General features: G+C 70.0%; 12 protein-coding genes and 2 pseudogenes. 6 read left to right on the top strand and 8 right to left on the bottom strand.

Going from position 1 to position 11513, the window contains the following annotated elements:
* Positions 1-517 (bottom strand): annotated as a pseudogene (locus tag BKN37_RS22415) (hypothetical protein); the annotation flags it as partial.
* A gap of 148 nt (positions 518-665) precedes the next feature.
* Here BKN37_RS22415 and BKN37_RS22410 point away from each other — a divergent pair.
* A complete protein-coding gene (locus BKN37_RS22410; RefSeq protein ID WP_242657331.1) occupies positions 666-1259 on the top strand; it encodes a RodZ family helix-turn-helix domain-containing protein in 594 nt (197 codons plus the stop codon).
* Between the two features lie 115 nt (positions 1260-1374).
* Here the strand turns inward: BKN37_RS22410 and BKN37_RS22405 are convergent, their stop codons facing one another.
* Positions 1375-2367: a DEDDh family exonuclease gene (locus BKN37_RS22405; RefSeq protein ID WP_071029147.1), complete on the bottom strand. Its 993-nt coding sequence runs from the start codon at positions 2365-2367 to the stop codon at positions 1375-1377.
* A gap of 129 nt (positions 2368-2496) precedes the next feature.
* On the opposite strand from BKN37_RS22405, the gene BKN37_RS22400 reads away from it, so the two are divergent.
* Positions 2497-3717 (top strand): Mur ligase family protein, encoded by a 1221-nt coding sequence (locus BKN37_RS22400; RefSeq protein WP_071029146.1) that lies wholly within the window; start codon positions 2497-2499, stop codon positions 3715-3717.
* Positions 3714-4421, top strand: a complete 708-nt coding sequence (locus tag BKN37_RS22395) for a type 1 glutamine amidotransferase (protein ID WP_071029145.1) — start codon at positions 3714-3716, stop codon at positions 4419-4421. Before BKN37_RS22400 ends, BKN37_RS22395 begins: the two co-directional genes overlap by 4 nt.
* A 73-nt stretch (positions 4422-4494) precedes the next feature.
* Here BKN37_RS22395 and BKN37_RS22390 read toward each other — a convergent pair whose 3' ends face one another.
* The 3 genes from BKN37_RS22390 to BKN37_RS22380 all read right to left on the bottom strand — a co-directional run bounded on the left by BKN37_RS22390 (position 4495) and on the right by BKN37_RS22380 (position 6400).
* Positions 4495-5373 carry a metal-dependent hydrolase gene (locus BKN37_RS22390; RefSeq protein WP_071029144.1) on the bottom strand — a complete coding sequence of 293 codons (879 nt, stop codon included), beginning with the start codon at positions 5371-5373 and terminating at the stop codon, positions 4495-4497.
* A 78-nt stretch (positions 5374-5451) separates the two neighbouring features.
* Entirely contained in the window at positions 5452-6063 is a 612-nt protein-coding gene (recR, locus tag BKN37_RS22385; RefSeq protein WP_071029143.1) for a recombination mediator RecR, read from the bottom strand.
* Between the two features lies 1 nt (position 6064).
* Positions 6065-6400 carry a YbaB/EbfC family nucleoid-associated protein gene (locus BKN37_RS22380; protein ID WP_071029142.1) on the bottom strand — a complete coding sequence of 112 codons (336 nt, stop codon included), beginning with the start codon at positions 6398-6400 and terminating at the stop codon, positions 6065-6067.
* Positions 6401-6534: 134 nt separating this feature from the next.
* On the opposite strand from BKN37_RS22380, the gene BKN37_RS22375 reads away from it, so the two are divergent.
* Positions 6535-7260 carry an Rv3717 family N-acetylmuramoyl-L-alanine amidase gene (locus tag BKN37_RS22375; protein ID WP_071029141.1) on the top strand — a complete coding sequence of 242 codons (726 nt, stop codon included), beginning with the start codon at positions 6535-6537 and terminating at the stop codon, positions 7258-7260.
* 118 nt (positions 7261-7378) lie between these two features.
* Here the strand turns inward: BKN37_RS22375 and BKN37_RS22370 are convergent, their stop codons facing one another.
* Both BKN37_RS22370 and BKN37_RS22365 read right to left on the bottom strand, forming a co-directional pair.
* Positions 7379-7846 carry a hypothetical protein gene (locus tag BKN37_RS22370; protein WP_071029140.1) on the bottom strand — a complete coding sequence of 156 codons (468 nt, stop codon included), beginning with the start codon at positions 7844-7846 and terminating at the stop codon, positions 7379-7381.
* 12 nt (positions 7847-7858) lie between these two features.
* Positions 7859-8296 (bottom strand): SRPBCC family protein, encoded by a 438-nt coding sequence (locus BKN37_RS22365; RefSeq protein WP_071029139.1) that lies wholly within the window; start codon positions 8294-8296, stop codon positions 7859-7861.
* 92 nt (positions 8297-8388) lie between these two features.
* On the opposite strand from BKN37_RS22365, the gene BKN37_RS22360 reads away from it, so the two are divergent.
* Both BKN37_RS22360 and BKN37_RS22355 read left to right on the top strand, forming a co-directional pair.
* Entirely contained in the window at positions 8389-9768 is a 1380-nt protein-coding gene (locus tag BKN37_RS22360; RefSeq protein WP_207547284.1) for an FAD-binding oxidoreductase, read from the top strand.
* Positions 9765-11078, top strand: a complete 1314-nt coding sequence (locus BKN37_RS22355) for a class I SAM-dependent methyltransferase (protein ID WP_071029137.1) — start codon at positions 9765-9767, stop codon at positions 11076-11078. The genes BKN37_RS22360 and BKN37_RS22355 overlap by 4 nt, the downstream gene beginning before the upstream one ends.
* On the opposite strand, the pseudogene BKN37_RS22350 reads toward BKN37_RS22355, so the two are convergent.
* Positions 11075-11513, bottom strand: a pseudogene (locus tag BKN37_RS22350) (DNA polymerase III subunit gamma/tau); the annotation flags it as partial. The gene BKN37_RS22355 and the pseudogene BKN37_RS22350 overlap by 4 nt on opposite strands.

The raw sequence follows: 11513 nt of genomic DNA, 5'->3' as shown, positions 1-11513 counted from the left end.
TGTCGACCGCGGCGGTGAGCTCGCGAACCCGGGGTTCGTCGGACGAGGGACCCAAGGTGACCAGCCCGAAGGTGGCCGCCTGCAGCCGTTTTCGCCAGCCGCTGGCCGACGGGACGTCGCGTTCGGCCATCAGCCGGGCGGTGCGCAGCTCGTCGCCGGCCAGCCGCGGACGGCCGGGCTCCGCCGACCCGGCCGGCGCGGGTGTCTGCCCAGGTTGGGGCGGCGGGGTCCCCCGGTCCGGGGGACGAATGCCCTGCGGGGGCGCCACGTTCGCATCGTGGCGCGGCGGTGGCGGCTGGGGGGCGCCGGGCGGCACCGTCACGGCCACGCCCATCGCGACCGGCGCGATGGTGCCGGGCGCGGGAGGCACGCTCTGCGGTGGCGGGTTGACCGCGCCCGCCGGCAACGGCCGCGGCGAAGCGGTGTTGGTTTGCTGGGGAGCGCCCGGCGGCGGTGTCGCAGCGTTGCTATCCGTCTTACCCGATTCAGCGCCGCGTCGACCCGACCCGATGACCACGCGACGACAGTAACAACCGCCGAATTTCCCCGTCCAGCAGAGCGGGCCGACCTCGCGACTCGGCCTGCGGCAAGCCAACTCTCGGTATCGCACCCGCCGACGGCCGCACCGCCCCCTCGTCGTCCCACGCCGCCGGGACACCACTAACATGACGCGCTATCGGCTGGACACCTACCACACGGAATCGAGGGACCACATGGCCGGATTTGCGCCCGATGAAGGCGAAGCGCCGATAATCGTCGGTCTCGCGGAGGCGGCGCTGCAGCTGCACGCCTGCGCCATCGAGTCCCTGCCCCAGCCGGACACCTCGTCGTTTCACCCCCGGGTGCACGCCATCCTGGCCGGGCTGCGCAAAGTCCAGGCGATGTTGCAGACTGCGGCCGGACGGACCCGGATCACCCCGGCGGTGATTGCGGCGCTCGCCGATGTCAGGACCCGCTACGACGACCTGATGACCCGGGCGGCGGCCGCGCCGGGATCGAGCCTGGGTCAGCAGCTGTATGTCGCGCGCCGGCGCGCCCAGCTGTCGGTCCACGAGATCGCGACCGGGGTGGGCCTGCGGGCCGAGGTGCTCGAGGCGCTGGAAGCCGGCCAATCCGTGTCCGCGGACGAGGCGGTGAAGGTCAAGGAGCTGATCGCCGCGCTCAGCGGCTCCCGGCAGGTGCCCGCACGGCCCTACCCGGTGGACGCACATCCGGACAGCCTCGACGAGTCCGCGGCCTGGGCCGAGAGCAGCGCCTAAGCTTTCACCCCGCGATAGCTTGCGCCGACTGTGCGATCCCATACGCTTTTCGGCGCTCGGGCGTATGAATCTGCACAATCACGAACGCCGCGGTTTGTGGCCGCTGGGCCGAGGGTCAGAACAGCGCGAATTGCTCGGCGGGGGCGGTGACGTCGGTGAACTCCTCGATGTCCGTGCCCCCGGCCACGCTGCCGACGCTGTCCATGAACTGGGCGTCGGAGACCACCGGCACCCCCAGCTCGCGGGCCAGGTACCCCTTGCCCTGATCGGGTCGGGGCTCGTTGCACACCACCAGCGAGGTGTCGGGGTCGACGCCGTCGCTGTAGGCCAGCCCGGCGTGCAGGATCCGCTCCACCAGCTCCTCGTGGGTGCGGGTGCACTCGGCGGACAGCGCGACCCGCATGCCCTGCACCAGCGGCCGGCCCCGCACGTAGCGGCCCGGGTTGAGGTAGGGGCACGGCATCCGGGAGGCCAGCATTTTCAGCGGCCGCAGCTCATCGTGGGTGACCCGCCCGTTGGGCCACCGGCGCCGGGCGACCGGGCGCACCGGCAGCCACACGTCGCGGGTCCGGGCCCGCTGCAGCGCCGGGTCCAGCACCCGGGACAGCACCAGCGCGTCGTCAAACGCGTCGTGGGCGCGGGTCTGGGCGATACCCCAGTGCGCGGCGAGGGTCTCCAACCGCAGGTTGTCCAGGCCGAGGTCCAGCCGCCGGGCCAGCTCGACGGTGCACATCACGGTGTCGACCGGCAGTTCGGCGTCGACGAGTTCGGCCTCCGCGGTGAGGAACGCGTAGTCGAACGCGACGTTGTGCGCGACCAGCGTGCGCCCGTTGAGCACCTCGATGACGTCGCCGACGATGTCGGAAAACTGGGGTTGGTCCTCCAGCATGGCCGCGGTCAGCCCGTGCACATGGGTCGGGCCCGGGTCGACGCCGGGGTTGAGCAGGCTGACCACCGAGTGCTCCACCCGGCCGTCGGCGTCCAGCGCCAACGCGGCCAGGCTGATGATGCGCGCCTGACCTGGCCTAAAGCCGGAGGTTTCGACGTCGACGACCGCCCAGCCCGCCCCGGGTTCGTGGGCGGGCCGCCCCCATCCGACGCTGCTCATAGCTTGAGGATGGCACGCCGCAACGACAAAGCCCGGTCGCTGCGCGTCGTGTCCCCGACTTAAACGCCCGAGGGCGACCCGCTGCGCCCGGCGCGAGCGCCGCGCTTGCGATCGCCCTAAACTCCACGGGTGATCACCACCCGTGGACGCCTCGCCCTGGCCGCCGGTGCAGGGGCGCGGTGGGCGTCGCGGGTGACCCGCCGCGGCGCCGGGGCGATGATCGGCGGGCTGGTGGCGATGACCCTGGACCGCTCGATCCTGCGCCAGCTCGGCACCGACCGGCGCACCGTCGTGGTCACCGGGACCAACGGCAAATCCACCACCACCCGGATGACCGCGGCCGCGCTGGGCACACTGGGCTCGGTCGCCACCAACGCCGAGGGCGCCAACATGGATGCCGGCCTGGTGGCCGCGCTGGCCGCCGACCGCGACGCGACGTTGGCGGCGCTGGAGGTCGACGAGATGCACGTGCCGCACGTCGCCGATGCGGTGGAGCCGGCCGTGGTCGTGTTGCTCAACTTGTCCCGCGACCAGCTGGATCGGGTCGGCGAGATCAACGTGATCGAGCGGGCACTGCGGACCGGGCTGGCCCGGCACCCCGATGCGGTGGTGGTCGCCAACTGCGACGACGTGTTGATGACGTCGGCGGCCTACGACAGCCCGCGGGTGGTGTGGGTGGCCGCCGGCGGCGGCTGGGCGCACGACTCGGTCAGCTGCCCGCGCAGCGGGGAGGTCATCGTCCGCGAGCGGGCCCACTGGTATTCCACCGGCGCCGACTTCAAGCGGCCCAGCCCGCACTGGTGGTTCGACGACGACACCCTGTACGGGCCGGACGGGTTGGCGCTGCCGATGCGGTTGGCGCTGCCCGGCGCGGTCAACCGCGGCAACGCCGCGCAGGCCGTCGCCGCCGCCGTCGCGCTCGGCGCCGACCCCGTTAAAGCGGTGGCCGCGGTGTCCGGGGTCGACGAGGTCGCCGGGCGGTACCGGACCGTGCAGCTCGGTGACCACAGTGTCCGGATGCTGCTGGCGAAAAACCCGGCCGGGTGGCAGGAGGCGCTGTCGATGGTGGATAAGCACGCCGACGGGGTGGTGATCGCGGTCAACGGGCAGGTGCCCGACGGCGAGGACCTGTCCTGGCTGTGGGATGTGCGCTTCGAGCACTTCGAGGAGACGTCGGTGGTGGCCGCCGGGGAGCGGGGCACCGACCTGGCGGTGCGGCTGGGCTACGCCGGTGTCGAGCACACCCTGGTGCACGACACCGTGCGCGCGATCGAATCCTGCCCGCCCGGCCACGTCGAGGTGGTCGCCAACTACACCGCGTTTCTGCAACTGAATCGGCGGATCCCATGACCGTTCGGATCGGGCTGGTGCTGCCCGACGTGATGGGCACCTACGGCGACGGCGGTAACGCGGTGGTGCTGCGGCAGCGGCTGCGGCTACGCGGCATCCCCGCCGAGATCGTCGAGATCACCCTGGACGACCCGGTGCCCGACAGCCTGGACCTGTACACGCTGGGCGGCGCCGAAGACTACGCGCAGCGGTTGGCCACCCAGCATTTGATTCGGCATCCGGGGCTGCAGCGCGCGGCGGCGCGCGGGGCGCCGGTGCTGGCGATCTGCGCGGCGATCCAGGTGCTCGGCGGCTGGTATGAGACGTCGGCCGGGGAGCGGGTCGACGGGGTGGGGCTGCTGGACGTGACCACCACCCCGCAGCAGGCCCGCAGCATCGGCGAGATGGTCAGCCGGCCGCTGGTGGCGGGGTTGTCGGCGCCGCTGACCGGGTTCGAGAACCACCGCGGCGGCACCGTGCTCGGCGCGGCCGCCACCCCGCTGGGCGCGGTGACCAAGGGCGCGGGCAACCGCGCCGGCGACGGGTTCGACGGCGCCGTGCAGGGCAGCGTGTTCGCCACCTACCTGCACGGACCGTGCCTGGCCCGCAACCCCGAGTTCGCCGACCTGTTGCTGTCCCGGGTGGTGGGCGAGCTGGCGCCGCTGGAGTTGCCCGAGGTGGCGTTGTTGCGTCGGGAGCGCCTGGCCGCGCCGCGGCGCGTCTAGGAACCGGCGCCGCGAGACCGAAAACCACGCCGGCCCGGGTCGCCGGCAGCGCGGTTTCCGTCTCGACGCATGGTCAGACCAAGTGGTCGCTCAGCGAGCCCTGCTCGCCGAACAACCGTGCGGTCCACTCGTCGAGCAGGGCGGTGTTGTCGTTGTCGTTGGGGTGAAACCCGGGGCGCAGGTAGGCGGCCACGCGGCGGATCACCGCTCGCCGCAGGAACGGTGAGTGGCGCAGTGCGGCAATGCTCTTGACCAGACGCACCGGATGGTATGCGGCCCGGTCGGCAAGCAGTGAGCGGGTGGTGTGCAGCAGTAACACCCCGAGGAACATGCAGGTGGTGACGCACATCGCCAGGATGCGCATCCGCTCGGTCCCGCCGACCGCGCGGTAGACGTCAAACGCGACGGCCTTGTGCTCGGACTCCTCCAGCGCGTGCCACAGCAGCACCGACCTGACCTCGGTGTCCCCCAGGATCTCCCGTGCGTCGGGATCGCTGAGCAACGTTTCCGCGAGCGCGGCCGTGTAGTGCTCCAGCGCCGCGGTCACGGCCAGCCGGTAGCGCGGCGGATAAAGCCGCTCCGCCCGGGCCAACCCCTTCTCGGTGAACCGGTCGATCCGGGCTGTGGGGTAGCCCATCAGCTGCAACTGGTCATTGAGCGCGCGGTGCTCCCGACCGTGGCTGACCTCCTGGCCGGTGAACCCGGCGACGGCCTTTTTCAGGTCCGGGTCGGTGATCCGGTCCGCGTAATGCCGCACCGACCGGACGAAGAAGTCCTCCCCTTGCGGGAACAGCGCCGACAACACCGCGACCACGTGGCTCATCACCAGATCACCCTGAACGTAGTGGCGTTCCAACGGTTTGGCGGTGTAGCCGAAGCGCATTCTGCGAACCTTGATCGGTCGCGGCGAATGGCTGGTCCCGGCCCCGGACGTGGGTTCCAGTGAGGTCATCTCGACGCCTTTCCGGCGGATACCGCATTGATACCCAACTCACGGTACCCGCGGTACCGGATACTGGCTACGCCCGAATCACACCATGGCGCGACGGCCGGTGAACGCGCGGCCCAGCGTCAACTCGTCGGCGAACTCCAAATCGCCGCCCATCGGCAGGCCGGACGCGATCCGGGTCACGGTCAGGCCGGGGATATCGCGCAGCACCCGCACCAGGTAGGTCGCCGTGGCCTCCCCCTCGGTGTTGGGGTCGGTGGCGATGATCACCTCGGCGATGTCGACCCCGTCGACGCGTTCCCCGATCCGGTTCAGCAGCTCACGGATCCGCAGCTGCTCGGGACCGATCCCGGACAGCGGATCCAACGCCCCGCCCAGCACGTGGTAGCGGCCGCGGAATTCGCGGGTGCGTTCGACGGCCTGCACATCCTTGGGCTCCTCGACCACGCACACCAGCGTGCCGTCGCGGCGCGGATCCGCGCAGATCCGGCAGCGCTCGTCGTCGGAGACGTTCCCGCACACCGCGCAGAACCGCACCCCGTCGCGCACCTTGCCCAGCGCCGCGGTGAGCCGATCGATGTCCGGCGGCTCCACCGACAGCAGGTGAAACGCGATGCGCTGCGCACTCTTGGGGCCGATACCCGGCAGCTTGCCGAGCTCGTCGATCAGATCCTGGACCGGCCCCTCGAACACGTCAGAGCCCCGGCATGCCCAACGCGTCGCCCATGCCGCCGGCCAGCGGGCCGAGCCGCTCATGCGCCATGGTGGTGACCTGCTTGGACGCGTCGGCCAGCGCCCCGACGATCAGGTCTTGCAGGGTTTCGATGTCTTCGGGGTCGACCACCTTGGGGTCGATGGCCACCGCCACCACCTCACCGCTGCCCTTCATGGTGACCTGCACCAGACCGCCACCGGCCTGCCCGTTCACCTCGGAGTTGGCGAGCTGCTGCTGGGCGGCCATCAGCTGCTGCTGCATCTGTTGTGCCTGGGCGAGCAACGCCGACATATCGGGTTGGCCTCCGGGTTGCATGACAGTCCCCTTGCGTTGTGGTCTCGACTTGATTTCGCCTGCGGATCTGGCGCGGGTTGAGGTATTCAGCGTAGTCCGCGCCGCGCTACCGTGACGCCGTGCGTGTACCAGTTAGCCCGCGTGTCGGGATCACCATGGTCACCGGCCTGCTCACGGCGGCCGCCATCCTCTTGCCCCCGACCGCGGCGGCGGTTCCCGCCAACATCGCCGGCATGATCGTGTTCCTCGACCCCGGCCACAACGGCGCCAACGACGGGTCCATCAGCCGGCAGGTGCCCACCGGGCGCGGCGGCACCAAGGACTGCCAGGCCAGCGGGACCACCTCCAACAGCGGCTACCCCGAACACACCTTCACCTGGGACACCACGCTGCGGGTGCGGCAGGCGCTGAACGCGCTGGGGGTGCGCACCGCGATGTCCCGCGGCAACGACAACGCGCTGGGGCCGTGTGTGGATGAGCGGGCCGCGATGGCCAACGCGCTGCACCCCAACGCGATCGTGTCCCTGCACGCCGACGGCGGCCCGCCAACCGGGCGCGGATTCCACGTCAACTATTCGGCGCCGCCGCTCAATCAGGCCCAGGCGGGGCCCTCGGTGCAGTTCGCCAAGATCATGCGCGACCAGTTGCAGGCCGCGGGGATTCCGCCGGCCACCTACATCGGCCAAAACGGGCTGTACGGCCGGTCGGATCTGGCCGGGCTGAACCTGGCGCAGTACCCGTCGGTCCTGGTCGAATTGGGCAATATGAAGAACCCCATCGACTCGGGGTTGATGGAAACCGAGGCGGGTCGGCAGAAATACGCCAACGCGGTGGTGCAGGGGATCGCGGGTTTCCTGGGCACCCAATCCCAGGCCCGTTAAGCAGGCCCGTTAAGCAGCGCGAGCAGCCACCAAGGAGGCTGCTCCCCGTGGTCGGGAATGAAAATGGCGCGCGAGAGGGAATTTGACGACGCGACACGCACGCTTCGCGTCGTCAAATTCAGTTTCGCGGCCGGAACGCAGTCCCTCGGCGGCGGTATCCCCGCACAGTCACAGCGCTCAATACGATCGCCAGGATCAGCGTGCCGGCGCCCAGCATCGTCTCGAACGTGCCCTTGATCTGGTTGGACGAGATCTGGTCCTGGAGTGACCTGCCGTCGCCGACCGGAACGGTGGCCGTGACCGAGGGCGGGCCGCTCCAGACATCGGGGACGTCGTCGCCCATACCCGGCGGAAGTTTCGGCCGTGGCGGCAACATCACCGTCGTCGTGACCGCGGACTGCAACCGTTCACTGCCCCTGGCGCCGTGGCGGCAGGTGTCGTTGGCGGCCATGGCGTGCCCGTCGCACGTCTCCGGGTTCGCCAGCAGGCGCACGCCGGAGAACAGACCGAAGCCCGCCACGCAGAACAACACCGCCAACATGAACACCCAGGACGCCAGCGACCTCTGCTTGCGCTCCCCGGCCATCGCGAGGGGCGTTTAGCCCTCCACCTGTGTTTTCAGGTTGGCCAGCAGCTCGCCCTGGATCCGGCGCAGCCCCAGCGGCGCGAACGTCTTCTCGAAGAACCCCTTGACGCCGCCGGCCCCGGTCCAGGTGGTCTTCATGGTGACGCTGGAGCCCGGACCGGCCGGGGCCACCGTCCAATTGGTGACCATCGTCGAGTTCGCGTCCTTCTCGATGACGGTGTGCCCGGCCACGTCGACGCTGGCCTGCACCTCACGAACCCGTGATTTGGTGGCCTGCAGCTTCCACTTGACGATGGTGCCCTGGCCCTGGCCGCCCTGCAGCACCTGGTACTCGCTGTAGGCGTCCGACAAAATCTTCGGCCGGACCTGCTGGTAGTCGCCGATCGCGGCGAGCACCGCGTCGGGCTCGGCGTTGATCAAGACGGTGTTGGCTGCACTGACCTGTCCCATCAGGCAAACTCCTGTCGTTGCGGTGTGCTGACCCGGCGCGCGCAAACGCTGCGTTCGTGCGCGGGCTGCTATCGCCGACTAGCGTATATGTGGTGTCTGTTCGGGCAGATGACGCACTGGCGGCGCACGCGGTGGGCGTGCAGCGGCTTTTGGCGAGCTATCGGTCCATCCCCGCGACGGCGTCGGTGCGGTTGGCCAAATCCACCTCCAACCTGTTTCGGGCGCGCGCCAAGCGGGACGCCCCCGGGCTGGACACCTCGGGCCTGACCGGCGTCATCTCCGTCGACCCCGACGCGCACACCGCCGACGTGGCCGGCATGTGCACCTACGAGGATCTGGTGGCGGCGACCCTGCCCTACGGCTTGTCGCCGCTGGTGGTGCCGCAGCTGAAGACCATCACCCTGGGCGGGGCGGTGACCGGGCTGGGCATCGAGTCGACGTCGTTCCGCAACGGCCTGCCGCACGAGTCGGTGCTGGAGATGGACATTCTCACCGGCACCGGCGAACTGGTCACCGCGTCCCGCGACCAGCATTCCGACCTGTTTCACGCCTTTCCGAATTCCTATGGAACGCTGGGCTATTCGACCCGGCTGCGGATCGAGCTGGAATCCGTCAAACCGTTTGTGGCGTTACGGCACATCCGGTTTGACGCACTGCCCGAGCTGGTCGCGGCGATGGACCGCATCGTGGACACCGGCGGGTACGACGGCGCCCCGGTGGATTACCTCGACGGCGTGGTGTTCAGCGCCGACGAAAGCTACCTGTGCGTCGGCGTGCAAACCGGCACCCCGGGCCCGGTCAGCGACTACACCGGGCAACGCATCTACTACCGGTCCATCCAGCACGACACCGGCGTCAAGGACGACCGGCTGACCATCCACGACTACCTGTGGCGCTGGGACACCGACTGGTTCTGGTGCTCCCGCGCGTTCGGGGTGCAAAACCCGCGGCTGCGGCGGTTCTGGCCGCGCCGCTACCGGCGCAGCAGCGTGTACTGGAAACTGGTGGCCCTAGACCGGCGGTTTCACATCGCCGACGGGATCGAGAAGCGGCACGGCCGCCCGCCGCTGGAGCGGGTGGTGCAAGACATCGAGGTGCCCATCGAGCGGTGCGCGGAATTTTTGGCGTGGTTCACCGCGACGGTGCCGATCGAGCCGGTCTGGCTGTGCCCGTTGCGGTTGCGTGATCAAGACGGTTGGCCGCTGTACCCGATCCGGCCCGGCCGCAGCTACGTCAACGTCGGGTTCTGGTCGTCGGTGCCGGCCGGTGCCACCGAGGGCGCCACCAACCGGCTGATCGAAGCCAAGGTCACCGAGCTCGACGGGCACAAGTCGCTGTACTCGGATTCCTACTACACCCCAGAGGAATTCGACGACCTCTACGGCGGCGAGGCCTACAAGACGGTGAAGAAAACCTACGATCCGGATTCGCGTCTCTTGGACCTGTACGCAAAGGCGGTGCAACGGCGATGACGACCTTCAAGGAACACCACGCACACACCACCGGCAAGCTGAGCCTGGCCCAGATCCTGGAGATCTTCGCCGCCGGCGGGCAGCTGCCGCTGAAGTTCACCGCCTACGACGGCAGCAGCGCCGGCCCCGACGACGCCGAGCTGGGGCTGGACCTGCTGACCCCGCGCGGCACCACCTACCTGGCCACCGCACCCGGGGATCTGGGCCTGGCCCGCGCTTACGTCTCCGGCGACCTGGAGGCGCACGGGGTACACCCCGGCGACCCCTACAAGCTGCTCAACGCGCTGACCGACAAACTGGACTTCAAGCGGCCGCCGGCGCGGGTGCTGGCCAGCATCATCCGGTCGATCGGCGTCGAACACCTGGTGCCGATCCCGCCGCCGCCGCAGGAGGCGCTGCCGCGGTGGCGGCGCATCGCCGAGGGGCTGCGGCACTCCAAGACCCGCGACGCCGAGGCCATCCACCACCACTACGACGTGTCCAACACGTTCTACGAGTGGGTGCTGGGGCCGTCGATGACCTACACCTGCGCGGTCTACCCGGACGCCGACGCCACCCTGGAGCAGGCGCAAGACAACAAGTACCGGTTGGTGTTCGACAAGCTGAACCTGCAGCCCGGTGACCGGCTGCTCGACGTGGGCTGCGGCTGGGGCGGCATGGTGCGCTACGCCGCCCGGCACGGGGTCCGCGCCATCGGGGCCACGCTGTCGGCCGAGCAGGCCAAGTGGGCGCAGCGCGCCATCGAGGCCGAGGGCCTGGCCGAGCTGGCCGAGGTGCGGCACAGCGACTACCGCGACATCGGCGAAACCGATTTTGACGCCGTCTCCTCGATCGGGCTCACCGAACACATCGGGGTGGCGAATTACCCCGCCTACTTCGGCTTCCTCAGATCGAAGCTGCGCCTCGGCGGTCTGCTGCTCAACCACTGCATCACCCGCCACGACAACAAGTCGGCACCCAACGCGGGCGGGTTCATCGACCGCTACGTGTTCCCCGACGGGGAACTGACCGGTTCGGGACGCATCATCACCGAAATCCAGGACGCCGGCCTGGAGGTGCTGCACGAGGAGAACCTCCGCCACCATTACGCGCTGACGCTGCGCGACTGGTGCGCCAACCTGGTCGAGCATTGGGACGACGCCGTCGCCGAGGTCGGGCTGGCCACCGCCAAAGTGTGGGGGTTGTACATGGCCGGATCCCGGGTGGGCTTCGAACAGAACGCGATTCAGCTGCACCAGGTGCTGGCGGCCAAGGTCGACGCCCGCGGCAACGACGGCGGCCTGCCGCTGCGGCCGTGGTGGCGGGCCTAGTCGGAGCCGTTGTCGATACGACGGGCGCCCAGCTCGTTTTGCAGCAGTTCCAGCGCGGCTTCTTCGGGGTCGCGGCGCTCCGCGGCGGGCTCGTCGCGGCCGGCTGAGGCCTCGGCCAGCATGCGCTCTTCCTCGGCGCGTTGCGCCTCGGCGGCTCGGCGCGCCGGATCCGTGCCGCCGCTCGGCGCCGCGGCGGCGGGGGCGGCCGCCGGCGTCCCCGACTCGCAGCGCACCCGCCAGTTCACCCCCAGCGCGTCCTTGAGCGCGTCGGCGATGACGTCGGTGTTGCGTTGCTCGCACAGCCGTCTGGCCAGCGGTGCCGACTCATGCACCAGCACCAGGGTGTTGCCGTCCACGGCCTGCACGGTGGCCCCGGCCAGCATCACCTCGGTGGTGCGGCTGCGTTGGCGCACCTTGTCGCGCACCGTCGGCCAC

It is taken from the genome of Mycobacterium talmoniae, from assembly GCF_001854525.1.
GTDB lineage: Bacteria > Actinomycetota > Actinomycetes > Mycobacteriales > Mycobacteriaceae > Mycobacterium > Mycobacterium talmoniae.
Note: the sequence above shows the minus strand (reverse complement) of the source record. Positions and strands in the feature narration are given on the sequence as shown.